This is a genomic window from Nonomuraea sp. B208 (assembly GCF_057536035.1).
In genome coordinates this window covers 121,906-145,023 of record NZ_BAAJOU010000034.1, presented here as the reverse complement: position 1 = coordinate 145,023, position 23,118 = coordinate 121,906, and the positions used below count along the sequence as shown (strand labels likewise).

The following is a 23,118-nucleotide window of genomic DNA, read 5'->3' as shown; positions in this document are numbered from 1 at the left end:
CCCGACGATGGGCGCATGACGTCTCTCTTTCCCCGGCTCGTCGTGCCCGACCCCGAACTCGCGTCGGCGTTCTATCAGGTCGCCCTGGGCGCTGAGCAGGTGTTCAGCGCCCCTCCGGGCGACGACGGCCGGCCCAGTGTCATCGATCACCGCGTCGGCGGGGCGTCCTTCCGGGTTTCGCCGGCCGTCGCGGCGTGGGGGTGGCTGTCGCCCGACGATCTCGGCGGGTCGGCGGTTCTCGTGGAGATCGAGGTCGACGACCCTGACGTGGTCGGCGAACGCATGGTCGCCCACGGCGCCGAGGTGGTCGTGCCGATCGAGAACCGGCCCTACGGCAAGCGCTCGGGCCGCGTCCGTGACCCGTTCGGCCACCTGTGGATCATCTCCGGGGAGCTCAAACCAGGCGTACGGTGACCGAGGCGCCCTCACGGGCGGCGAGACCCCGGAAGGACAGGGTGGAGCCGGTCAGGAGGGCGTCCCCGGCGAGCAGGGCGGCGATCGGCCGGTCCCAGGTGACCGTCAGCTCCTCCAGGTCGCGGCGCGGATCGGACACCGCCAGCGTGGCCGTGCCGTCGCCGTGCTCGCGGGCCAGGACCGCGCACGGGGCGGAGGCGGTCAGGCCGCCGGCCGTTCCGGCGAGCCAGAAGTTCGCCGCTGTGAGGCCGAGGGCGGGCACGTGCACGGCCTGCGCGCCGGTGCCGTTGGCGAGCACCCGCACGCGGCCGGGCTCTGCCGCGCGGGCCCGCGTATCCTCCGGCGTCGCGCCCGGCAGCAGGACGTAGTGGTAGCCGGCCGAGCGCGGGTCGACGCCGTGGTCGAGCCAGAGCGTGACGTAGTCGCGGGCGAACCCGCCGCCCGCGCGACGTTCCCGCAGCGTGCGGAGCCGCCCGCCGGGCACCAGGTAGCCGCCGTGGCCCTCCAGGTGCGCCCAGCCCTCCCCCTGGGTGAGCCGCGCGGCGGTCCTGCGGTTGTCGACGATCGTCTCGACCGGCGTGCCGTCCTCGGCGGTGATGCCCGCGCCGAGGCAGACCACGGCGTCGTCGAGGAAGAACCACGACGCGAACGCCTCCAGCGTGCTCTCCAGCCCGCTCAGGTGCTGGCCGACGGCCGCGTACGTGCCGTCCGTGGCCCCGCCGACCCACCGCCACGGCGTACGGGTGTCGCCCCACGCGCCGCCCGCGCCGTCCGGCAGCCGCCTGGTGGAGACGGTCGTGCCGGGCAGGCGGTAGGGGTCGACGGTGGGCCAGAAGGCGTCGGAGTAGTGCTCGCCGTGGCCGTCCGCCCACCAGTAGAGCATCCCGGAGCCGGTGTGCCAGCCGCGCGGGTTCTCGCCGTTGCCGTGCTCGTAGTGGCCGATGCGGTCGGAGGACATGCTGAGCGCCGCGCACCAGCCGGGCCGCCGGTGCACCGCCCGCGCGCTCATCGGCAGCAGCCGGTGCCCGACCGGCTCGGGCGCGGCGGGCACCGCGGGATCGGCCTCGACCGCCGCCAGCCGGGCGTGCGCGGCGGGCTCCAGCGCGGGCCGGTGACCGCTCCGCGCCGCCCAGCCCTTCACCAGCGCCTGCCAGCGGGCCCGGTACGCGGCCGGGGCCACCTCGCCGAGCAGCAGGATCGCGTCGGCGAGCGCGTGGCCCCGCTCGTGGTCGCCGAAGGGGCGCCGGCCGACGGCACGCCCGCTGACGAGGTCCATGCACGCCCCGTCGCGCACGAACGGCGCGAACGAGCGCTCCACCACCTCGAAGGCCACCGGATGGGTGACCTCCCACGGCGAGCCGCGCAGCAGCGCGAAGATCACGGCCGCGCCCGACAGCAGCGTCACCCCGTAGGAGCCCTGGTAGGGGACGTACGCGTGCTGGATGAACGAGCCGTCCCGGTAGAAGCCGTCGCCCTCGCCGACGTAGCGGAACACCGGCGCCAGCGCGGCGACCGCGAGGTCCGCCCTGCCGTGATCGCCGTCGAGCATGGCCCGCAGGAGCATCACCAGGCACAGGTCCACCCGGTTGGCGGCGGTGCTGGTGCCGCTGTAGGAGCCGAGGCGGTGCTCGGGGACGAAGTGGTCCACGGCCCCGGCCAGCGCGCGCCGGCGCTCCTCGCCGAGCTGCGGCTCGACCAGCGCGGACGCGTCGAGCAGCGCCTTCGGGACGCCGATCTGCCAGTGCCACCAGTTGCCCGCCGGGTAGGCACCGGCCGCGTACACGTGCCGCCGGTAGTGGTCGATCCCGGCGGCCACCGCCTCGGCGAGCGCGGGGTCGCCGGTCAGCCCCGTGCCGGGCAGCGCGTACGCGCGGGCCATCGTCCGCAGGCGGCGCGGCGTCGCGACGAAGGAGGGGAACGGCTGGTCCGGCCAGAGCCGGCCGGGCCCCGGCGCCATCGTGTCCAGGTGGCGGGCGGCGGCCCGGCCCAGGGCGGCCAGCTCGGCCCGGTAGGGTTCGGCCGCCGGGTCGTAGCCGGAGCCCGCGGCGAGCTCGCGCCAGCGGCGGCGTAAGCGGACGAAGCAGTCGTCGGGCGTGCGCGCGACCCCGGCCGGCGTCAGCGCCCCGGCCAGCCCGGCCGCCGCCACCCCGCCGGCCCGCAGGAACGCCCGCCGCCGCACCCTCCCGATTATCGGCGCTCAGCCGGGAAGCAGGGCGCCGGCGCGTTTGATCGTGCGGATGATGGGGGCCGTCTCGATCTGGCGGATCGCGGGCAGCGCGCCCAGGTCCTCGGTCAGGTAGCGGTAGAAGGCCGCGTCGTCGCGGCACACGATGCTGGCCGCCAGGTTGTGCGGGCCGGTCGTCGCGCCCGCGAAGGCCACCTCGGGATGCCGGGTCAGCGCCCGTCCCGTCGCGTGCAGCTCGGCGGGCGGCACCGACATCCAGAGCTGCGCCTCCACCTGGTAGCCGAGCAGCGGGGGCAGCACGTCCATGTCGAAGAAGAGCACGCCGGCCGCGCACAGCTGCTCCATGCGGCGCTTGACCGTGGACTCCGACCAGCCGGTGGCCGCGGCGAGGTCGGCGTGGACCGCCCGGCCGTCCAGCGACAGCGCCCGGAGCAGCGCCTCGTCGCCCGCGCTCAGGGAGACGACGGATTCGCCGGTGGAGCCGTGCCCCGGGTACGCCCGGCCGGCCTCCAGGCGGGCCACCTGGTCGGCGGAGAGCGCCGCCAGCCCCGCCCAGCCGATCCGCCCGCCGACGAACACGTGCAGCGTCCGGTGCGCCACCACCGACAGCACCCGGCTCGTCCTGGCCAGCTTGTTGAGCAGCAGCTCCTGCCGCTGGGCGGGCGTGCGCTGGAGGGTGCCGCAGGAGATCTCGGTGCCGCCGGACAGCAGGTGCACCCAGGACGTGTCGGGGCGCCGCCCCAGCGCCTCGGCGATCGAGCTGGCCGCGTCGGGCGTGCACCGCAGCCGCAGCGCCCACGACTCGTAGCCGAGCCGCCGCCCGTCCACCACGCCGACCACCCGCAGCATCCCGGTGGAGCGCAGCCGCCGGTAGCGGCGCGCCACCCGCTGGTCGGACACGCCGAGCACGTCCGCGATCCGGCTGAACGAGGCCCGCCCGTCCACCTGGAGCGCGTGCAGCAGCCCCCGGTCCACCTCGTCCAGCGTGATGTTTTCCACCACAGAAGCGTAGCTCGCACGGAAATCCGGCAGAACGGCCCGGTTTTCGGGCGAGGACCGGCATCCGTCCCCGACCTTGGCACTCATGACACAAGTGACGACCCCCACCACGACCGCGAGCTGGCGGCCGCTGGTCGCCGCCTGCCTCGGCGCCTTCATGCTGCTCGTCGACGTGACCATCGTCATGGTCGCGCTTCCCCCGATCGCCGCCGACCTGCGGATGTCGTTCGGCGACACGCAGTGGCTGCTCGACGGCTACGCGCTGGCCCTCGCCGCCCTGCTGCTGGCGGCCGGGTCCGTCGCGGACCACGCCGGCCGCCGGCGGGTGTACCTGGTGGCGCTGGCGGTGTTCGCGCTGGCCTCGCTGGCCTGCGGGGTCGCCCCGAACGGCGCGCTGCTGCTGGCGGCCAGGGTGGTGCAGGGCATGGGCGGCGCGGCCATGATGGCCACCACGCTCGCCCTGGTCAGCGCCACCTACGAGGGGCGGCAGCGGGGCATCGCGTTCGGCGTGTGGGGCGGCGTGAACGGAGCCGCCGCCGCCGTCGCGCCCGTGCTCGGCGGCCTGCTCACCGAGCACCTGCACTGGCGGGCCATCTTCCTGGTGAACCTGCCCATCAGCCTGGTCGCCGCCTGGCTCACGCTGCGCTCGGTCAAGGAGTCGCGGCTGCCGGGCGGGGCCGGGCTCGACTGGGCGGGGATGGCGACGTTCACGGTGGCGACGGGGGCGCTGACGTACGGGCTGATCGAGGCCGGGCAGCACGGATGGGCGGCGGCGCGGACGCTCGGGCCGCTGGCCGCCGCCGCGGTGGCGCTGGCCGCGTTCCTGGTGATCGAGCTGCGGAGCCCGCGGCCCATGCTGGACCTGCGGCTGTTCGCGAACCGGTCGTTCAGCGGGATCATGGCGGGCGCCGGGCTGCTCATGCCGGCCGCCTTCGCCTGCCTCGCCTTCACCTCGCTCTGGCTGCAGCAGTCCCTGGCGCTCGGGCCGGTGCTGGCGGGGGTGGCGCTGTCGCCGATGGCGGTCACGTCCCTGGTGGTCGCGGTGGCCGCCGCCCGGCTGCTCCCCCGGCTGTCTCCGCGCGTCGCGCTCGGCGGCGGGCTGCTGCTCATCGCCGCGGGCGCGTTCCTCCAGGGCCGGCTCGGCCCGGACACGGGCTGGACCGCGCTCGCGCCCGGCCTGGTGGTGGTCGGCGTCGGCGTGGGCCTCGCCGTCCCGGCGCTCAACTCGGCCGCCATGGGCGCCGTCCCACCGCACCGGGCGGGCATGGCGGCCGGCGCGGTCAACACGGTCAGGCAGCTCGGCTACGCGCTCGGCGTCGCCGCGCTCGGCCTGCTCTACCAGGGCGGGGGCAGGGCGGCGTACGCGGCGCTGAACGAGGTCTACCTGGCCGCCGCGCTGACCGGGCTGGCGGCGGGGCTGCTGGTCCTCGCCGCCGTCCGGCGCTGACCCGCTTACTTGTCGTACTCGTGGGCTCCGGCGTCCACGGGGCCGTCGCTGCCGTCGATGGCGCGCCCGGCGACGTCCTGGTCGCTGAACCGCGTCACGCCGAGGTCGATGGCCGGGCTGCCGGCGCGGAGCCTGAGCGGCTGGGCCGCGTCGGTCAGGTCGAACAGCGGGTCGGCGGTGACGTTGGCGGTGCCGCCCATCTGGTGCTGGCGGGCGCCGAAGAACACGTTGTGGTGGCTGTCGGTGACGCCGGGGCCGTAGGCGGTCTTGACCACGGCCTGGACGATGTTCTGGGACATGGACAGGTGCGCGTTCGTGCAGGAGGCGTCGCAGATCACGCCCTGGGAGTCGGCGTGGGTGAGGCGGACGCTGTTGTTGCGGAAGACGGTGCCGAGGACGGGGCCGTTGGGGTCGGGATCCTCGCCGGGCTCCTGCGGCCCCCTCGTCACCAGCGCGGCCTGGGTCTCCGGCCCGGTGATCACGTTGTACTCGAAGACGTTGCCCGAGGTGCCGTCGGGGTCGGACGGGCTGCCGTCGGGGTTGACGTCCCTGCTGGTGCCGAGCTCGGTGAAGGTCTCGTTGTCCACGGCGATGTTGTGGTGGATCCAATTGCGCGAGCCGAGGAAGATCTCGACGGCGGCGCCGTCCGTGCCGTAGTCGTAGCTGAAGGCGGAGGAGCCGCGGATCTCGTTCCAGCCGATGTTGGAGTCGTCGCCCTGGACGAGGATCGCGAACGCGCCCGAGTCGTCGTTGTCGTCGACGTCCTTCGGGGTGAGCGTGCTCATGTGGTCGTTGTCGACGAAGTCGTTGGCCGTCACGGCCGTGTAGCGCGTGCCCTGCTCGATGTAGACGCCGGCGGCGGCGCCGGTGATGAGGTTGCGCTCGACCACGTTGTCGTCGCCGGAGACCTTCACCCCGGCCCACGTGCAGCGCGCGCCGTCCCGCGCGATCCCGATCTGCAGGTTGTAGAGCTCGATGTGGGCGCCTTCTAGGCTCACGCACGCCTCGGCGTGCCCGGTGATCACCGGGCGGGCGGCGGCGGTGCCGTAGGCGTCCACGACGATCGGCGCGGCGGAGGTGCCCGAGCCGGTGATGGCGAGCTGCTGCCCCTGCCAGGTGCTGCCGCGGGCGAGCAGCAGCCGGTCGCCGGGGGCGAGGGCCGCGGCGGACGCCTTGGTGAGCGTCTTCCACGCGGTGGCGGGCGAGGTGCCGGCCGCCGCGTCGCTGCCGTTGACGGCGTCCACGTAGTAGGTCCGCGCGGCTGCGGCCGACGCCGGTGAGGCGGTGAGGGTCGCGGTGAGCGCGAGGACGGCGACCGCGGCGCCGGCACGCGGGATCCAGACAGACATACGGCCTCCAGGGCGGCCGGGGCCCGTCCCGCGACGAAGATCATCCACGGCTCGCGGCTGACACTGTAGCCGGGAAGTCCTGACTTAAGAAGCTATGTCCCAGAACGGATGGGCACGACGGCGCACACCGGGCCCTGGCGGGGCAGGGCGAACCAGGTGCCCTTGCCCACCAGCTCGGGATGCGTGGCGTAACGCTGGGGATGGCAGCCGTAGAAGCCGTCGGAGAGCCGGGCCACGATGCGCAGGCCGCGCCCGTGCTCGGCCTCCAGGTCGGGCGGCCCGGGCTCGGGCGGGGCGGGGCCGCCGTCCACGACCACGCACATGATGTCCTTGGCGTCCACGTGCAGCAGCAGCTCGTACGGCGCCTCCCCGTACATGAGGGCGTTGGTCACCAGCTCGCTCACCATGAGCACGGCGTCGTGGACGAGGTCGGGGTGCAGGCCGAGGTCCGACAGGTGCCGCCGGATGACCGTGCGCGCGTGAGCGACCGTCCGGGCATCCTCCCGCAGCGGCCACACGTACCGCGTCCCGCGCCGGCGGGGCGATCGCAGGGTGGTCGTCATAACGTCTCGCTTCCGGGGGTTCACGGGTGAACTGAAGCGGCTGTCGAAACGTGTACGCACGAGACGGCCGTCCGGCTCGATGTTTCCGGTGAGAAATCGTGAACTCACGGAAAGGAGACCGGAACCTCAGCGCAGCAGCGACCACACCGCCGCCGGGGTCAGCGGCACGTCCGTGACCCGGTCGGCGATCTCGGGAAGGGCGGCGGCGACCGCGTTGGCGACGGCGGCCGGCGGGCCGATCGTGCCCGCCTCGCCCACCCCCTTCATGCCGCCCGGCGTGATCGGCGACGGCGTCTCCAGCAGGACGACCTGGATGTCCGGGACCTCCCGGGTGGTCGGCAGCAGGTAGTCGGTGATCGGCTGGCCCTCCTCGCTGTAGCCGATGTCCTCGGTCAGCGCCTGCCCGAGCCCCTGGGCGACGCCGCCGTGGATCTGGCCCTCCACCACGGCGGGGTTCACCAGCACGCCCGCGTCGTTGACCGCCCAGTAGCGCTCGACCTCGACCGCGCCCGTCTCCGGGTCCACGGCGACGGCCGCCGCGTGCGCGCCGTAGGCGTAGGTGTAGCCGGGCGGGTCGTAGCTGACCCGCTCCTCCAGGCCGGGCGGCACGCCCTCCGGCAGGTCCCAGCCCCGCCAGGCGGACGTGGCCAGCTCGCGCAGCGGCACCGACGCCTGCGGGTCGCCCTTGACCCGTACGACGTCGCCGACGAGCTCAAGGTCCTCCTGCGCGGCCTCCAGCCGGTGCGCCGCGATGGCCAGCAGTTTGTCCCGCAACCGCGCCGCCGCCCGCACCAGCGCGCCGCCGCCGAGCGTCAGCGCCCGGCTGGCGATCGACCCCACCGACGAGTACGGCGTCGCCGCCGTGTCCCCCAGCACCACCCGCACCCGCTCCAGCGGCACCCCCACCCGGTCGGCGGCGAGCTGCGCCAGCGCGGTCTCGATGCCCTGGCCCATGCCGACCACGCCCGAGGCGACGACCACGGAGGCGTCCTGCTCCATCCGCAGCACCGCCGTCTCGTAGCCGCCGGCCAGGATCCCGATGGCCTTGAGGTCGTCGGACGGTCCCATGCCGGTGCTCTCCACGTGGCAGGACCAGCCGATGCCGCGCCGCCGGCCGTCGTCCTTCACCACCGGCTCGACCAGGTCGCGCAGCGTCCGCAGGGCGCGCGGGTAGTCGCCGGAGTCGTAGCGCTGATGGACGCGGGTCGTGCACGGCAGCTCGTCCGGCCGCAGCATGTTGCGCAGCCGCAGCTCGACCGGGTCGACGCCCAGCCTGCGGGCGGCCTCGTCGATCAGCCGCTCCCGCGTCAGTGTCCCCTCGGGCTGGCCGAAGCCCCGGTAGGAGCCGGTGGGGGTCGTGGTGGTCACCACGGCCCGCACGCGGACGGCGACGCGGTCGAACCGGTAAGGGCCGGGCAGCAGCGTGGCGGTCACCGCCGCCGTCGAGGCGCCCGCGTTGGACGGGTGGGCGCCGAGGTCGGCGAGCACGTCCCCCTCCAGGGCCAGGAACCGCCCGTCGTGGTCCAGCGCCAGCCGCCCCCGGTGCACGGCGGCCCGCGCGGGCAGCGTGGCCAGCAGCCGGTCGCCAGGGGCCTCCGTCCAGGCCACCGGGCGGCCGAGGCGCGTCGCGGCCAGGCAGATCAGCGTCTCGTCCGGGTAGACGTGCTCCTTGGCGCCGAAGCCGCCGCCGGTGTCGCCGGCGATCACCCGTACCCGGTCGTGCGAGAGGCCGAGCGCCTCGGCCAGGTGCTCGCGCACGTGGTGCGGCGCCTGCGTGGAGATGTGCACGGTCAGCTCGTCGCCGGACCAGTCGGCCACGACGCCGCGCGGCTCGATGGGGTGCGGCGAGACCCGTCCCATCCGGAACGTCATCTCCACGACGTGCGCCGCTCCCTCGATCACGGCCGCGCAGTCGTCGTCGCCGAGCAGGAACTCGGTGACGACGTTCGTGCCCAGCTCGGGGTGGAGCAGCGGGGCGTCCGCCGCCAGTGCCCGCTCCGCGCCGACGAGCGCGGGCAGCTCGCCGAGCTCCAGGTCGACGAGGTCGGCGGCGTCCCTGGCGGCCTCGGGGGTACGGGCGACGACGAGGGCGAGGGGCTGGCCCGCGTACCTGATGGTCTCGTCCAGCACCGGGTAGCCGGTGAGGCGCTGGCCCGGTGAGAGGTTGACGCAGGGCAGGCGGAGGCCCGCGGCGTCCGCCGGGGTGATCACGTCGAGCACGCCGTCGGCCGCCCAGGCTCCCTTGACGTCGCAGCCGAGCAGCCGCCCGTGCGCGATGGGGCTGCGGATCACGTGCGCGTACGCCTGGCCGGGCAACCGGACGTTGCCGACGTACCTGGCCCGTCCGGTCAGCAGCCGGGCGTCTTCCCGTCGCGGCGTCCTGGCGCCGACATATCCGTCTCCCATGGGCCGATTGTGAGCGCGCTTCGGCGAGCGGTCCAGACGATCCAGGGGTAGGAGCAGGTCAGAGGGGGTGGCCGATGCAGACGTTCCTGCCTTATCCGGATTTTGTGGCGACAGCGGGGGTGCTCGACCCGCTGCGGCTCGGCAAGCAGCGGGTCGAGACCCTGCAGATCCTGCGCGCCCTCACCGTCCCCGGCTACGGCTGGCGGCACCACCCCGTCGTCAAGATGTGGGCCGGGTACGAGGAGGCGCTCATCCGCTACGGCCTGGAGGTCTGCGACACCTGGTGCGCCCTGGGCCGCGCCGACACCTGCGCCGCCACCATGACCACCGAGCTGGCCCAGCTCCGCGGCACCTCCGAGATCCGCCGCCAGCCCGAGCTCGCCACGGCCGGCGAGCTGCCGCCCTGGCTCGGCGACGAGGCCCTGCACCGCAGCCACCGTTCGGCCCTGCTGCGCAAGGACCCCGCCTACTACCGGCCGAAGTTCGGCGACGAGGAGCCCGACGACCTGGAGTACGTCTGGCCCCGCTCCGACCGCCTCCCGCCTCCGGCGTAGCCCGCCGGCGGGAGGCCCGCGATGATCACGCTCTCCGCCCACTCGGTCGCGAGGATCGCCCCATAGGCGATGATCCGCACCAGCGCGGCGTCCCCGCCCGAGCCGGAGCCGCGCCAGGCGGCCACGTCGGCGTCCGTCACCCGGTACGGCGCCAGCGCCGTGAGCAGCGCCAGCCGGGCCGCGGGCCGGTCGGCGGGCGGGAGCCCGGCGAGCAGGCCGTCCAGCCGGGCGCCGCCCATCAGCGGGTGCTCGCCGTCCCAGGCGGCGACCGCGCCGGCGACGGCGTCCCTGGCCTCGGCGCTGAGCAGGTCGCCCCCGTCGCCCGCCACCGTGCGCAGCGCCGCGTAGGCCACGCCGGCCGGCCTGCGCCGCGCCCAGCCGGGCTCGGGACGCCCGCCCAGATCGGCGATCAGCGGCAGGGCCGCCCCGCCGGGCAGCCGCCTGCGCACCGTCCGGGACATCGCCCGCCCGCCCACGCTCCGCACCAGCCGCGACCGCTGCAGGTTGCCGGGCAGCAGGTTCTCGGTGAGCAGCGCCGAGGCGATCCGGTTGACGAAGTGAAAGGTCAGCGCGGTCCCGACGTAGTCGGGGGCGTGCTCGGCGGGGAACGGCGCCGGGCCCCGGTCCTTGGCCCAGGCCAGCAGCCGCGCGTGCCCGGGATCGTCGGGGACGCCCCCCGCGGCGACGGTCTCGGCGAGCCGGTGGTCGCCGGTCGCGTGCAGCAGCGTCGTGTGCGCCGCCACGCAGAACGGGCACCGGTTGGCCAGCGACACCCCCAGCGCCACGACCTCCTTGCCGGTGCGCGGGGCGTCCCCCGCGAGCAGCGTCTCGCGCAGCAGCGCCCAGGTGGCCGCCAGCACCTCGGGCGCGGGCGACAGGGTCAGGAAGACCGCCATGCGCGCCATGCCGAAGTCGTCGGCGAGCTGCCGGTAGACGTCGGCGACCCGGCCGGTCGCGGCGTCGGGCGGCACCGGGGTCACATAGCGGAACTGGCCCCTGTTTCTGGTCGTGTCGTCCATGCCGGACATCGTGTGGCCCCGGCGGGCCTGCGGTCGTCGTGCCGCCGGATGCTTCTCCCGCTACGCCGCCGAACCGGGATGCTCGCAACGTACTACGCCGGAAGTAGCCGGAGAATACGCCCTTCTGCGGAGGATCACCGCCGGGAAAAACCCTAATCTGCAGAGGTGAGGTATCTGGAGCGATTGGGGCCGTCCGCCCAGGACGCGCTGCTCGCCGGGGTCGTCGCCGTCACGCTAGCGGTGAACGTGCTCGTCGGCACGCCGCACCCGGACCCGGCCGGCCTCGCGATCGACCTCGGGGCCGTGCTCGCCGGCTCGCTGGCGCTCGCGGCCTGGCGGCGGGCTCCCCTGCCGGCGCTGGCCGGGAGCACGGCCGCCATGCTCGTCTACGCCGTGCACGCCCAGCCGGGGCCGCCGGCCGCGTTCCCTGTGATGATCTCGGTGTTCGGCGCGGTCAGGTACGGTCACCGGCTGCTCCCCGCGCTCGCCGCCACCGCCTTCCTGGGCGCGAGCCTCGCCACGGATTTCGCCACCGTCACCGACCGGAGCGCCAAGGAGATCCTGCAGGCCACGACGTTGCTGCTCGGCTGGTTCGTGGCGGCCGGGGTGGCGGCGACGGTGACCCGGCACCGGCAGGCGTACCTGGAGCAGGCCCAGCAGCGGGCCGCCGAGGCCGAGCGCACCCGCGAGGAGGCCGCCAGGCGGCGGGCGGGCGAGGAGCGGCTGCGCATCGCCAGGGAGCTGCATGACTCGCTCACCCACAGCATCTCGGTCATCAAGGTGCAGGCGGGGGTGGCCGTGCACCTGGCGCGCAAGCGGGGCGAGGAGGTGCCCGCGGCGCTGCTCGCGATCCAGGAGGCGAGCGGTGACGCCATGCGCGAGCTGCGCGCCACCCTGGAGGTCCTGCGCGACCCCGCCCCCACCCCGGAGGAGGACGTGCCGAGCGGGCTGGACCGGCTCGACGACCTGGTGCGGCGGGCCCGCTCGATCGGCCTGCCGACCACGGTGACCGTCGCGGGAGCCCGGCGCGCGCTGCCGCCCGAGGTGGACCGGGCCGCGTACCGGATCGTCCAGGAGGCGCTCACCAACGTCTCACGCCACGCCGGAGCGGCGGCGGCGCGGGTGCGCGTCGAGTACGCGGACGCCGAGCTGGTGGTCCAGGTGGACGACGACGGCAACGCGTCGGCCGGCGAGCCCCCCGTCCCCGGCACCGGCCTGCGCGGCATGCGCGAGCGCGTGTCGGCGCTCGGCGGCCGGCTGCGCACCGAGCCCCGCCCCGAGGGCGGCTTCACCGTCCAGGCCGCGCTGCCGCTGCGGGAGCCGGCGTGATCCGCGTGCTGCTCGCCGACGACCAGGCGCTCATCCGCGGCGGCTTCCGCGCCCTGCTGGAGGCCGAGGACGACCTGGAGGTGGTCGCCGAGGCCGCGAACGGCGAGCAGGCCGTCGCGCTGGCCCTGGAGCACCGCCCCGACGTGGCCCTGGTCGACATCCAGATGCCGGTCATGGACGGCATCGAGGCCACCCGCCGGATCGCCGCCGACGACCGCCTGTCCGGCACGCACGTCGTGATCCTCACCAACTACGGCCTCGACGAGTACGTCGTCAACGCCCTGCGGGCCGGCGCCGGCGGCTTCCTGGTGAAGGACACCGAGCCCGCCGACCTGCTCCAGGGCGTCCGCGTGGCGGCCCGAGGCGACGCCCTGCTGTCCCCCGCGATCACCCGCCGCCTGATCGGCGAGTACGTCGCCCGCCGCCCCGGCCCGTCCCCCGAGGCCCTGGGCGTGCTGACCAACCGCGAGCGCGAGGTCACCGCGCTGGTCGCCCGCGGCCTGTCCAACGACGAGATCGCCGCCCACATGGTGATCAGCCCGACCACCGCGAAGACGCACGTCAGCCGGGCGATGACCAAGCTGCACGCCCGTGACCGGGCGCAACTCGTGGTGTTCGCCTATGAATCCGGGCTGGTCGCTCCCAGGAGCGGCAGGTCGGACGTCCACGGGTGACGTATGGCGGGCGGATGAACATGTGAAGCGCTCCCCACGACTGAAGAAGGAGGGGGATTCCAGCCGGCTCGGGCTCCCGTCTGCGCGGTGGCCTGTGCTGCTGTTGCTCGGCGGTCGGCCTTCCGGCCCAGCCGTCACCAGGGGAGTGTGCCGGCGCGGTCGGTCACCGTGCCGGTGGGCGTGTCGGGCCCCAGGGTGGCGATGCGCACCGCCGCCTCGGCGCCCTCCTCGACGCTCTGCCCGATGTGGCCGGTGAACTCGGTCGCGGTCTGGCCGGGGTCTACCGCGTTGAAGCGGACGTCGGGGATCGTTCTGGCGTACTGCATGGTCAGCATGGTGACCGCGCTCTTCGACGAGCCGTAGGCGGCGAGCGGATACTGCGACTCGACCCGCTCTGGGTCGTGGGTCAGCGTGAACGAGCCGAGGCCGCTGGTGACGTTGACGACGGACGGGGCGGCCGCCATCCGCAGCAGGGGCAGGAACGCGTGCGTGACGCGCACCAGTCCGAAGACGTTGGTTTCGTAGACGTGGCGAATCTGGTCGGCCGTCATGTCCTCGGGCGCGGTCACTTCGCCGAGGATGCCGGCGTTGTTGACGAGAATGTCCAGGTGGCCGGCCCGTGCGCGCAGCGTCTTGACCGCCGCGTCGACCGACGCGTCGTCGGTCACGTCCAGCTGGACGAAGCCGGCGCCGAGCCGGTCGGCGGCCTTGCGTCCGTTCCCGGCGTCCCGGGCTCCGATCCAGACCGTCTGGCCCGCCTGGACGAGTCGGCGCGCGATCTCGTGGCCGAGGCCCCTGTTGCCGCCGGTGATCAATGTGGTGGTCACGTCGTGTCTCTCCTGTGCGTGTCGTCGGAGCGGGTGCTCCCGCAAAAGCGGTCACCGGGAGCACCCGCGGGATCGGTTCGCGGTGGTGCGGCCCGCCGGCGTCGATGCCGGCGGGCGTCCGGCGCTAGTGGGCGGGACGGAACGGGCGCAGTAGGCGGATGCCGTCCTCGATGGATCCGTCGATCAGTTCGAGCATCTGCGGGACGAGTTCCCGCATCCGGGGCGCGGCGAGGTGGGCGTCGAGGTGGGCGCGGGTCTCCCAGCGTTCGTAGATGACGAATTCGCCGGGTCGGCCCTCGACTTCGTGGGCCTCGTAGTCGATGTTGCCGGGGTCGTTGCGCGAGGGGGTGACGGCGGCGGTGATGAACGCCTTGAGGTCGGCCTCCCTGCCCGCCTTCGCCTTCGCGTCCCAGACAACGGTCACGTAGCCGGTGGGTGTTGCGGTCATGGTGATTCCTGTTCTGTTCCGTGCTGCCGGGTTGTGTGTCGGTACCGGGCCGGTGTCAGCTCTCGATGAAGTCGAGGAGGTCGGCGTTGACGGTGTCAGCGTTGACGGTGCACATGCCGTGGGACAGCCCCGGGTAGACCTTCAGGCGCGCGTTCTTGACCAACGTGACCGCCATCTCCGCGGAGGCGGCGATCGGGACGATCTGGTCGTCGTCGCCGTGCATGATGAGCGTGGGCACGTCGATCGCCCGGAGGTCGTCGGTGAAGTCGGTCTCCGAGAACGCCTTGATCCCCTCGTAGTGCGCCTGCGCGCTGCCGGTCATTCCCTGGCGCCACCAGTTCTGGATGACGCCCTGGGAGATGTCCGCGCCCGGGCGGTTGAACCCGTAGAACGGCCCGGAGGCGAGGTCGAGGTAGAACTGGGAGCGGTTGGTGGCCACGGCCTCGCGAAAGCCGTCGAAGACCTCGACCGGCAGCCCTCCCGGGTTCGATTCGGTCTGAACCATGAGCGGCGGGACCGCTCCGATGAGGACGGCCTTGGCGACCCGCCCGGCACCGTGTCTGGCGACGTACCGGGCGACCTCTCCGCCACCGGTGGAGTGGCCGACGTGGACGACGTCGCGCAGGCCGAGGTGCGCCACCACGGCGGCGGCGTCCGCCGCGTAGTGGTCCATGTCGTGCCCGTGGCCGACCTGGGCGGAGCGCCCGTGCCCGCGGCGGTCGTGGGCGATGACACGGTAGCCGTGCTGGACGAGGAACAGCAGTTGGGCGTCCCAGTCGTCCGAGCTCAGCGGCCAGCCGTGGTGGAACATGACCGGCCGGCCCGAGCCCCAGTCCTTGTAGAAGATCTCGGTTCCGTCGCTGGCGGTGACGAACGGCATGGTCGGCTCCTCGTGGTCTCGCCCGGGTACCGGGCGGATTCGATGTCTCCACGAGAATGGCTCGGCGGCCGTGCCGACAGCCTCCGTCAGCTGACTGACATCCGGCCGACGACTCGCTTACGTCAGCACCGGGGCAGTGCTGAGACCCGACCGGTAGCTCTCACAGCCCGGTGGCCGGAGGCTCGGGAGGCAGCGCCTCCAGTGCGTCGCGGAGCTCGGCCCGCGATGTGATTCCCAGCTTCGGGAACACATGGTAGAGATGCGACGACACGGTCCGCGGCGAAAGGAACAGATGCGACGCGATCTGCGGATTCGACAGGCCCGTCGCCGCCAGCCTGGCGACCTCCAGCTCCTGCGGGGTGAGAGCCTCACCGGCCTTGTTCCGGCCGGCCCGCGTCATGCCGGTGGCGCGGAGCTCCGCAGCGGCCCGGGCCTCCCACGAACGGGCCCCGAGTTCCTCGAAGCGGTCGCGGGCGGCGGCCAGCTGCACCCGGGCGTCACGGTTGAGTCCTTGCCTGCGAAGCGCTTCGCCGTACGCCAGACGAGCATGGCCGACCTCGAAGGGCCACTGCTCGACGCCCGGCAGTGCGAGCGCCTCCTCGAAGCACCGGACCATGTCCTCGGCAGTTGATGTCATCGCCGTGACCGTGGCCGAGCTCAGCGCGAGCCGCGACGAGAGGTGGCCGACACCGGCGTCGCGAAGCGCGTCCGCGTGCCGTCGCGCCTCCGCGTGCCGCCCGGTGCGCACGGCGGCCTCGACGAGGTCCGGCGCGGACCACACGGCCTCGGGGTTGAACGGCGGCAGCACACCCGGGGCGCAGATCGCTGTGGCGTGCCGGAAGGCTGTCTCGAAGTCGGCGGCGCCGAGGGCCGCCCGGGCCGCCGCTTGGTGGGCGCAGTTCTCCAGCCGCCGCAGTCCCCTGGGCCCTGACCACCCCCAGACGGCCTCGCAGTGGCGGCGGCACGCGTCGAGGTCGCCGCGCTGGGCCGCGGCCATCGCGGCGATGTAGTGCCCCACCTGGGCGAACAAGTGGTATCCCGTCTCCTCGGACAGGGCGATGAGCTCGTCCGCGGCGCCGGCCGACGCCTGCCACCGGCCGGCGTAGAGGTCGTCCAGGGCGACGAACATCAGGGCCGGCATGCTCGACCCCACCGCGCCGCCGTCGCGTATGACCCGGGACACGGCCTCGCGACAGCCCGGAAGTCGGTCGAGGTAGGAGGCGGTCAGGGCGGTGCGGATGACCACGTCGGCGTTGCTCTGGTCCCTCAGCCGCGCGATCTCCTCGTCCAGGCGGCGCAGCATGCCGTCGGTGATGGAGCCGAGGTGGTGGTGGACGCGCCCCAGGTACGCCGCGGCGGCGGGCGCCGCCGCGGGAAGCTGTGCGAGGACCTTGAACAGAGGCTGCCAGTGCTCGGGCCGGCCCGAGTACTGGCTGGCGAGCATGAGGGTGAAGAGCGCGGTCTCCAGCTCGCCGGACGGCGGACCGGGCGACATCGGCGCCTGCTCGATCGCCGCCATCAGCAGCGTGTGGGCGGTGTCGGCGTCCCCTTCCGTGACGAGCACGAGGAAGCCGGCCGTCGCGGCCGCCGAGAGCGACCGGGCCGCCGGATCGCCCTCGACCTCACGCATGATCTCGTGGCTGACCTCCAGATGACCCGCGACCCAGGCGGCGACGTAGGCGGCCTGCGACAGGCGGCGTCTGCGGACTGCCCGGTCGGGGCTCAGTTCGGCCGCGCGCCGCAGCCTCGCGATCGCGCCGTCGGCGTCACCGCGTCGCAGGCTGCTGCGGGCCGCCGACTCCACGGCGGCGGCGACCGCCTCGTCGGGCGCCGTCGTGGCTCTCGCGAGGTGGTCACCGCGCCGCTCGGGCTGGTCGCCCAGCGCGTCGGCCAGCCGGCGGTGGGCCGTGCGCCGCTGCTCGCCGGTGGAACCGTCGACCACCGCGGACCTGACCAGCGGGTGCCTGAAGCGCACCGTGCGGCCGTTCTCCGCGACCATGACCAGGTGGTCGCGCTCCGCGGGAGCGAGCCCGTCGAGCCCGCCCGGCCCGCCGGCCGCCTCGAGAATGCCGATGTCGCCGGAGCCATCGAGAGCCGCGAGCAGCAGTACTTCGCGCGTTCTGTGCGGTAGCCGTCCGACGCGGGCGCTGTACAGAGCACGCACGTCCCGTCCCTGGCCGCTCGCCCACCCCGCCCCTTGGCCGTGTCGGCCGCCGGACGCCCCGGTGGACCCGGCGAACTCGAGCAGAGCCAGGGGGTTTCCCTGTGCCTCGTGCGCCAAGGTCGAAAGGACCCGGCGGGGGAGGTGGGCGAAGCGCCGGGACAGCAGTCGCAGGGCGTCCGCGTCGTCCAGCGGCGCGATCTCGAGCTCCGGCAGACCGGTGGACCGGAAGGATTCGTCGGACTCCTCTCGCTGTGCTCCGAGCAGCCCGATGCGGCGACCGCCCAGTCTTCTGGCGACGAAACCCACCGCGGCCCGGCTCGCCTGGTCGACGGCATGAAGGTCATCGACCACGAGGAGCAACGGCCGCTCCTTCGCGGCCTCGTCGAACAGGGACAGTGCCGCGTTCAGGACGGCGATCTGCCTCGGCGCGGGGCCGGCGCCGAGACCGAGGGCGACCTCGAGGGCCTCCCGCGTGGAATGCGGCAGACGACCGAGCTCGTCCGGCAGCGAGCCGACGAGCTGATGGAGTCCCGCGAAGCTGATGTCCGTCTCGTACTCGTCGCCGCTCCCGCGGACGACCCGCATTCCCTTCGCCACCGCCAGCTCGGCGGTCGCGTCCAGGAGTGCCGTCTTGCCCACGCCCGGATCACCGGTGAGCAGCAGGGCGGCTCCGTTCATCCCGGCCATGTCCAGGAACGCCGCAAGCTCGGCGAGCTCGCCCTCCCGGCCGACCAGTCCGGTCGGACCGACGCCCATGTCCGTCCTTGACTTCGCCCACATCCGCCGTGTCCCTCGCTGTACCTCGCGAGGCAGTCGAACCTCCAGCCACGCACCTGACCAGCAATTATCGCACCCACCGGCAAACGGAGCCCGAAGCCATCTGCTTCGCCGACACCCGCAGCTCCCAGACGAAGATCATGCAGAACACCAGCCGGGCGCTGCTGCCGGGCGAGCTGGAACCGCGGCGGCGAGGGTTACCTCACAGAACTGGCACCGCGACGCCTTCCTCGCCCCTCCCGCGCTCCGGGCTCGCCCCGAGCGCCGTCAGCGTCACCCCGGCTGCCACCGCCAGCGCCGCCACCAGCCCCGCCGCGAGCACCGCCCAGTGACCCAGGAACGTACAGGCGACCACCAGCAGCGCCGTGACCGGCAGCACCGACTGCTGGGCGATCCCCACCTTGTAGAAGCGCGAGTGCAGCGCCCACACCGTGAGCAGGAACAGCGCTGTCGGCAGCGTCACCGCCGCCGACGCCGACAGCGCCGAAAGGTGTGCCTTGCCCACCGCCTGCTCCACCGCCACCTCCAGACCGGCCCCGATCGCGGCACCCGAGACGAAGATCAGGTAGTGGCCGTAACCCCAGAGGAAGGACTGCCGGTTGGACCGGAGGTGCCCGTGGATGGGGACCGCGAAGTACACCCACCAGGCGGCGAAGATGATCAGCAGCCCGCCGGCGGCGATGGGCAGCAACTCACCCAGGGCCTCGTGCTCGTCGATCCCCGACTTCACGGCGACGGTGGCCGCCGCGATGGTCTCGCCGAGCACGATGAGCGTGAGCAGCCCGTACCGTTCGGCGATGTGGTGGGCGTGCCACGGCGTGGGGTGGGCCCGCTCCGCATACAGCGGTACGGCCATCTCCAGCAGCGCCATCACCAGGAAGACCCACGGGCGGCCGGCCTCCGGCAGGGCCAGTAGCCCCAGCCAGCCGATCTGGCACAGCCCGATGGCGTACCGCAGCGCCATCGTCCGCTCGGGGCCCTGGCTCGACCGCGCCACGCGCAGCCACTGCGCCGTCATGGCGAGCCGCATGATCACATAGCCCAGGATGACGACCAGGTACGCGTGTTCCTCGAACGCCTGGGAGACGCCTGCCGTCAGGACGAGCACGCCGGCTATCTGGATCAGCGTGACGATCCGGTACAGCATGTCGTCGTTGTCGTAAGCCGAGGCGAACCACGTGAAGTTCATCCACGCCCACCAGATGGCGAAGAAGATCATCAAGTAGCTGAGGATCCCCTCGCCCGCGTGTCCCTCGACCATGGCGTGCACCAACTGGGCGCCTGCCTGGGCTATGGCCACGATGAAGCACAGGTCGAAGAAGAGCTCCAGTGAGGAGACGCCGCGATGGGCCTCGTCGCGGCCTCGCGCCGTGAGCCTGCGCAGTGGTCTGTGGTGTGCGGGCGCCGCGGAGCACACCGGCGGCGGAGCCGGGCTGCTTGTCATCTGGTGAGCCAAGCTCCGAAATGCCGCTGCAGTCGGGGATTGATCTGCCAGACCATCGCTGCTGCTGCCGCCGGGACGAGCACAGCGAGTCGCACCGGCAGGTACAGATCCTCCAGAACAGGGTTCGTGGCCAGGCCGAGCAGGACGATGGTGGGGTAGATGGCGCACACGGTGAGGAGCCACAGCTTCCAACGCCGGACGGCGGCCGGAACGGTGGGGCCGAGCCGAGGTTCGGCGTTCGCGGACACGTTCCGGCTCTGCTCCCTGAGCGTATGCCGGATGTCTGTCACTGCCGGTGGACTTGGCAATCCAGGATCGTCGGCACCGTAGGCGTGGGAAACAGTTCTCTCGTTCATGGACCACTCCAAATTCGCCCGGCGCCCGGGCGGGCGCCAGCCGGGTCATGATCTGATCAGTGAGCGGACTGGGTGTGGTCCTGCTCCACGTACACCTTGAGGGCCTGGAACTCCTCGATTGCGCGCGGGCCGCACAGGTAGCCGTAACCGCTGCCCTTGACGCCGCCCTCCTCGAAGTCCTCGCTGATGGCTCCCCAGGTGTTGATCCATACCGTGCCGGTGCGGATGCGCCGGGCGACCCGGCGGGCCTTCATCGAGTCCGAGCTGAACACCGAGGCGGCCAAGCCGTAGATGGTGGCGTTCGCCTTGGTCACGGCGTCGTCCTCGTCGTCGAAGATCTCGAATGTCTGGACCGGACCGAAGACTTCTTCCTGCACGATTCGGACGTCGGTGCGGTCCACCTCGATCAGGCTCGGCCGGTAGAACGCGCCGGCGGCCAGCGGGCCGTCGGTGACCACACCGCCGCGCAGCAGTACCGTGCCGTACGAGGCGGCTTCCTCGACGATCGCGTCCACCCGCTGGGCGGACGCCCGGTCGATCACCGGGCCGAGCTGGGCCTTCTCGTCGTCGCCCGACCCGAGCCGCACCTGCGCGAGCGCGGCGGTGAGGCGAGTGCGCACCTGGTCGGCGATGTCCCGGTGAACCAGTACGCGGGAGCCGGTGCAGCAGAACTGCCCGTTCATCAGCACCAGCGACTGCACCACGGTCGGGATCACCATGTCCAGATCGGCGTCGGGAAAGATCACCATCGGCGCCTTACCGCCCAGTTCCAGACCGAGCCGCTTGAGCGTGGTGGAGGCCGCGGCCGCGATACGGCGCCCGACCGGCGTACTGCCGGTGTAGTTGATCACGTCGACCTTGTCCGAGGAGACCAGGAACGGGGCCCCGGTGTTGCCGGACTCGGTGAACACGCTGACCACACCCGCCGAGATCTCCGGGACCGAGGCCAGGACCTGCGCGAAAAGCTCATTGGTCAGCGCCGTCTGAGCCGGAAGCTTGACCACGACGGTGCAGCCGGCGGCCAGCGCCGGGCCCAGTGCCCGCACGGTCAGCATGATGGGAGAGTTCCAGGGAGAGATGATCCCGGCGACACCGAGCGGCTCGGGCACCGAGTGGGTGTACTGGCCGGGTGCCGTCTCGGCGGCGCGCCCGGCGGTCTGGGTGCGCACAGAGGCCGCCGCGTAGCGCAGCCACCCGACTGCACCGCTGACCTCCCACGTGGTCTCACCCAGCAGCTTGCCGTTCTCCCGGGACAGCATGGCCGCGACCTCGGGTACCCGGGCCTCGAGGGCGTCGGCCAGCCGGCTGAGTGCGGTCGCCCGGAGTGAGGGAGTGCGCGCCCATTCGGTGGTCTCGAACGCGGCGGCGGCTGCGTCCACGGCGGCCGAGGCCTCTGCCTCGCCACCGTCGTAGAACGAGCCGACGACGGTGCCGTCGGCCGGGTTGATCGATTCCAGAACCGAGCCGGAGCCTGTCCACTGTCCGTTGATCCAGTGCTGCGCGATGGTGTTCATGGTCCGCTCCTCGTGGTCTCGCCCGGGTACCGGGCGGTTTCGATGTCTCCACGAGAATGGCTCGGCGGCCGTGCCGACAGCCTCCGTCAGCTGACTGACATCCGGTCGACGGCTCGCTTACGTCAGTACCGGGGCGCAGCCCCGCTGAGCTGCAGCCAACAGTCCGCGCCCTGAATCTTCGATCGGTCGTTACCGCCCGGACGTCCGGATGCGGGCCCGCAGGCGCCGCTGACTGGATACACTCGGGCTCGATCCACGGCCGAGAACTGTACGGCGAGGCTCTTGGCCAGGGGCGGCCCGCCCTTCGGCCCCGTCCCTTGGGGAGTCACGTGAGCAGCGGGCTTGTCGACGCGCCGGCCTCGGAGCCGGACTCAGAGCCTGGCGCGCAGCCGCGCCGGCGCCGCCGCTGGCTGCGGTGGGTGCTGGCGATCTCGGTGACCGTCGTCCTGCTGGTGGCGGGCGTCGCGGTCGGCGTCCTCGCCAAGCTCAACGGCAACATCAAGCACGAGGACCTCACCTCCGACGACCTCGGCACGACCCGCCCGCCGAAGGTCGCCGGCACCGCGATGAACGTCCTGGTGGTCGGCTCCGACCAGCGCGACGGCAAGAACGCCAGATACGGCCACTCGATCGCGGGCGAGCGCACCGACACGATCATGCTGATGCACGTGTCGTCCAAGCGCGACAACGCGATGGTCGTCAGCTTCCCGCGCGACTCGCTCGTGCAGCTTCCGGCCTGCCGGGCCACGGGCGCGTTCCCCGGGCAGCGGGCGCACCTCGGCATGATCAACGAGTCGTTCAACTCGGGCGGCATCGGCTGCACCTGGAAGACGATCGAGCACCTCACCCACATCCGCATCGACCACTTCGTGAAGGTCGACTTCACCGGCTTCAAGGGCATCGTCAACGCACTCGGCGGCGTCGAGGTCTGCCTGCCGCAGCGCGTGGACGACAAGAAGGCGCTGCTGCACCTGCCCGCCGGCCGGCAGAAGCTCAACGGCGAGCAGGCGCTCGGCTACGTACGCGCCCGCTACAGCTTCGGCGACGGCTCCGACATCGGGCGCATCCAGCGGCAGCAGATGTTCATCGCCTCGATGGTCAAGCAGGTGATGAGCGGCGAGACGCTGACCGATCCGGCGAAGCTGTTCGGCCTGCTCGACGCGGCCACCAAGGCGGTCACCACCGACCGCGACCTGACCACGGGCGTCATGAAGGACCTCGCCACCAGCCTCCAGGGGCTCGACGCCGGCAAGATCCGGTTCATCACCACCCCGTGGCACTACTCGCTCACCCAGCCGGGCCGGGTGGAGTGGACGCAGCCGCAGGCCAACCGGCTGTTCCAGATCGTCGCCAAGGACCAGAGCGTCGAGGGCGTCAAGGGCGGCCAGGCCAAGGTGGGCCGCTCCAAGATCCAGGTCGAGCTGCGCAACGGCACCTGGCGCGGCGGCCTCGGCACCCAGGTCGCCGCCTTCCTCGAACAGCGCGGCTACCACGTCACGAAGATCGGCGACACCGCCCGCAAGCCGTACGCGAAGACCACCGTGCTCTACGGCCCCAACGGCGAGACCCGCGTCCCGACCCTCACCGGCGACCTGCTCGGCGCGTCGCTGCGCGAGTTGCCCAAGGCCCGGACCAACCAGCTGGTGCTGGTGATCGGCGACGACTGGAAGGGCCTGAAGGAGCTGCGTCCCGACGACGGCGAGGCGATCAAGGGCTTCGACGCCACCCACGACTCCTGCGCCACCTGAGGACCGTCCCGCGCCGGATAA

19 protein-coding genes are annotated in these 23,118 nt (G+C 73.0%); 6 read left to right on the top strand and 13 right to left on the bottom strand.

What is annotated here, in order from left to right; all coding sequences use genetic code 11:
- Positions 1-15: 15 nt before the first annotated feature.
- Complete coding sequence (locus AC27IY_RS47915; RefSeq protein ID WP_487181977.1) at positions 16-414, top strand: VOC family protein; 399 nt, start codon at positions 16-18, stop codon at positions 412-414.
- Here the strand turns inward: AC27IY_RS47915 and AC27IY_RS47910 are convergent.
- Both AC27IY_RS47910 and AC27IY_RS47905 read right to left on the bottom strand, forming a co-directional pair.
- Positions 395-2,593 (bottom strand): polysaccharide lyase 8 family protein, encoded by a 2,199-nt coding sequence (locus tag AC27IY_RS47910; protein ID WP_487181975.1) that lies wholly within the window; start codon positions 2,591-2,593, stop codon positions 395-397. The two genes, AC27IY_RS47915 and AC27IY_RS47910, sit on opposite strands and share 20 nt — an antisense overlap.
- 18 nt (positions 2,594-2,611) lie before the next feature.
- Positions 2,612-3,598 carry an Lrp/AsnC family transcriptional regulator gene (locus AC27IY_RS47905; protein ID WP_487181973.1) on the bottom strand — a complete coding sequence of 329 codons (987 nt, stop codon included), beginning with the start codon at positions 3,596-3,598 and terminating at the stop codon, positions 2,612-2,614.
- A gap of 85 nt (positions 3,599-3,683) precedes the next feature.
- Here AC27IY_RS47905 and AC27IY_RS47900 point away from each other — a divergent pair, with 85 nt between their 5' ends.
- The gene (locus AC27IY_RS47900) at positions 3,684-5,045 is read left to right on the top strand and encodes a DHA2 family efflux MFS transporter permease subunit (RefSeq protein ID WP_487181972.1); all 1,362 of its coding nucleotides are present in this window, start codon (positions 3,684-3,686) and stop codon (positions 5,043-5,045) included.
- Positions 5,046-5,050: 5 nt separating this feature from the next.
- On the opposite strand, the gene AC27IY_RS47895 is transcribed toward AC27IY_RS47900, so the two are convergent.
- From AC27IY_RS47895 to AC27IY_RS47885, 3 genes are all read right to left on the bottom strand, one after another.
- On the bottom strand, positions 5,051-6,394 hold the full coding sequence (locus AC27IY_RS47895) for a polysaccharide lyase domain-containing protein (protein WP_423451534.1): 1,344 nt from the start codon (positions 6,392-6,394) through the stop codon (positions 5,051-5,053).
- A gap of 92 nt (positions 6,395-6,486) precedes the next feature.
- On the bottom strand, positions 6,487-6,957 hold the full coding sequence (locus AC27IY_RS47890; RefSeq protein WP_487181970.1) for an ATP-binding protein: 471 nt from the start codon (positions 6,955-6,957) through the stop codon (positions 6,487-6,489).
- Between the two features lie 126 nt (positions 6,958-7,083).
- The gene (locus AC27IY_RS47885; protein WP_487181968.1) at positions 7,084-9,363 is read right to left on the bottom strand and encodes a xanthine dehydrogenase family protein molybdopterin-binding subunit; all 2,280 of its coding nucleotides are present in this window, start codon (positions 9,361-9,363) and stop codon (positions 7,084-7,086) included.
- 74 nt (positions 9,364-9,437) lie between these two features.
- On the opposite strand from AC27IY_RS47885, the gene AC27IY_RS47880 reads away from it, so the two are divergent.
- Entirely contained in the window at positions 9,438-9,917 is a 480-nt protein-coding gene (locus AC27IY_RS47880) for an MSMEG_6728 family protein (protein WP_344208798.1), read from the top strand.
- On the opposite strand, the gene AC27IY_RS47875 is transcribed toward AC27IY_RS47880, so the two are convergent.
- Entirely contained in the window at positions 9,833-10,936 is a 1,104-nt protein-coding gene (locus tag AC27IY_RS47875; protein ID WP_487181965.1) for a carboxymuconolactone decarboxylase family protein, read from the bottom strand. The genes AC27IY_RS47880 and AC27IY_RS47875 overlap by 85 nt on opposite strands.
- Before the next feature lie 165 nt (positions 10,937-11,101).
- On the opposite strand from AC27IY_RS47875, the gene AC27IY_RS47870 reads away from it, so the two are divergent.
- A complete protein-coding gene (locus AC27IY_RS47870; RefSeq protein ID WP_487181963.1) occupies positions 11,102-12,265 on the top strand; it encodes a sensor histidine kinase in 1,164 nt (387 codons plus the stop codon).
- Positions 12,262-12,939 (top strand): response regulator, encoded by a 678-nt coding sequence (locus AC27IY_RS47865; protein WP_423451539.1) that lies wholly within the window; start codon positions 12,262-12,264, stop codon positions 12,937-12,939. Before AC27IY_RS47870 ends, AC27IY_RS47865 begins: the two co-directional genes overlap by 4 nt.
- 134 nt (positions 12,940-13,073) lie before the next feature.
- On the opposite strand, the gene AC27IY_RS47860 is transcribed toward AC27IY_RS47865, so the two are convergent.
- The 7 genes from AC27IY_RS47860 to AC27IY_RS47830 all read right to left on the bottom strand — a co-directional run bounded on the left by AC27IY_RS47860 (position 13,074) and on the right by AC27IY_RS47830 (position 21,349).
- A complete protein-coding gene (locus AC27IY_RS47860) occupies positions 13,074-13,766 on the bottom strand; it encodes an SDR family NAD(P)-dependent oxidoreductase (RefSeq protein WP_449947539.1) in 693 nt (230 codons plus the stop codon).
- A 124-nt stretch (positions 13,767-13,890) separates the two neighbouring features.
- The gene (locus tag AC27IY_RS47855; RefSeq protein WP_159528653.1) at positions 13,891-14,214 is read right to left on the bottom strand and encodes a putative quinol monooxygenase; all 324 of its coding nucleotides are present in this window, start codon (positions 14,212-14,214) and stop codon (positions 13,891-13,893) included.
- 55 nt (positions 14,215-14,269) lie between these two features.
- Positions 14,270-15,094 (bottom strand): alpha/beta fold hydrolase, encoded by an 825-nt coding sequence (locus AC27IY_RS47850; RefSeq protein WP_487181960.1) that lies wholly within the window; start codon positions 15,092-15,094, stop codon positions 14,270-14,272.
- 160 nt (positions 15,095-15,254) lie between these two features.
- Positions 15,255-18,014, bottom strand: a complete 2,760-nt coding sequence (locus AC27IY_RS47845; protein WP_487181958.1) for an ATP-binding protein — start codon at positions 18,012-18,014, stop codon at positions 15,255-15,257.
- A 223-nt stretch (positions 18,015-18,237) separates the two neighbouring features.
- Positions 18,238-19,479 (bottom strand): low temperature requirement protein A, encoded by a 1,242-nt coding sequence (locus tag AC27IY_RS47840; RefSeq protein ID WP_487181957.1) that lies wholly within the window; start codon positions 19,477-19,479, stop codon positions 18,238-18,240.
- Complete coding sequence (locus AC27IY_RS47835) at positions 19,476-19,835, bottom strand: putative antibiotic biosynthesis monooxygenase (protein ID WP_449947549.1); 360 nt, start codon at positions 19,833-19,835, stop codon at positions 19,476-19,478. Before AC27IY_RS47835 ends, AC27IY_RS47840 begins: the two co-directional genes overlap by 4 nt.
- A gap of 56 nt (positions 19,836-19,891) precedes the next feature.
- On the bottom strand, positions 19,892-21,349 hold the full coding sequence (locus AC27IY_RS47830; protein WP_487181956.1) for an aldehyde dehydrogenase family protein: 1,458 nt from the start codon (positions 21,347-21,349) through the stop codon (positions 19,892-19,894).
- Between the two features lie 329 nt (positions 21,350-21,678).
- On the opposite strand from AC27IY_RS47830, the gene AC27IY_RS47825 reads away from it, so the two are divergent.
- On the top strand, positions 21,679-23,097 hold the full coding sequence (locus AC27IY_RS47825; RefSeq protein WP_344208812.1) for an LCP family protein: 1,419 nt from the start codon (positions 21,679-21,681) through the stop codon (positions 23,095-23,097).
- Positions 23,098-23,118: the final 21 nt, after the last annotated feature.

Coding starts and splice junctions, on each gene's coding strand:
- AC27IY_RS47915 (WP_487181977.1), top strand. CDS start 16: ATGACGTCTCTCTTTCCCCGGCTCGTCGTGCCCGACCCCGAACTCGCG.
- AC27IY_RS47900 (WP_487181972.1), top strand. CDS start 3,684: ATGACACAAGTGACGACCCCCACCACGACCGCGAGCTGGCGGCCGCTG.
- AC27IY_RS47895 (WP_423451534.1), bottom strand. CDS start 6,394: ATGTCTGTCTGGATCCCGCGTGCCGGCGCCGCGGTCGCCGTCCTCGCG.
- AC27IY_RS47890 (WP_487181970.1), bottom strand. CDS start 6,957: ATGACGACCACCCTGCGATCGCCCCGCCGGCGCGGGACGCGGTACGTG.
- AC27IY_RS47885 (WP_487181968.1), bottom strand. CDS start 9,363: ATGGGAGACGGATATGTCGGCGCCAGGACGCCGCGACGGGAAGACGCC.
- AC27IY_RS47880 (WP_344208798.1), top strand. CDS start 9,438: ATGCAGACGTTCCTGCCTTATCCGGATTTTGTGGCGACAGCGGGGGTG.
- AC27IY_RS47875 (WP_487181965.1), bottom strand. CDS start 10,936: ATGGACGACACGACCAGAAACAGGGGCCAGTTCCGCTATGTGACCCCG.
- AC27IY_RS47855 (WP_159528653.1), bottom strand. CDS start 14,214: ATGACCGCAACACCCACCGGCTACGTGACCGTTGTCTGGGACGCGAAG.
- AC27IY_RS47850 (WP_487181960.1), bottom strand. CDS start 15,094: ATGCCGTTCGTCACCGCCAGCGACGGAACCGAGATCTTCTACAAGGAC.
- AC27IY_RS47845 (WP_487181958.1), bottom strand. CDS start 18,014: ATGGGCGTCGGTCCGACCGGACTGGTCGGCCGGGAGGGCGAGCTCGCC.
- AC27IY_RS47840 (WP_487181957.1), bottom strand. CDS start 19,479: ATGACAAGCAGCCCGGCTCCGCCGCCGGTGTGCTCCGCGGCGCCCGCA.
- AC27IY_RS47835 (WP_449947549.1), bottom strand. CDS start 19,835: ATGAACGAGAGAACTGTTTCCCACGCCTACGGTGCCGACGATCCTGGA.
- AC27IY_RS47830 (WP_487181956.1), bottom strand. CDS start 21,349: ATGAACACCATCGCGCAGCACTGGATCAACGGACAGTGGACAGGCTCC.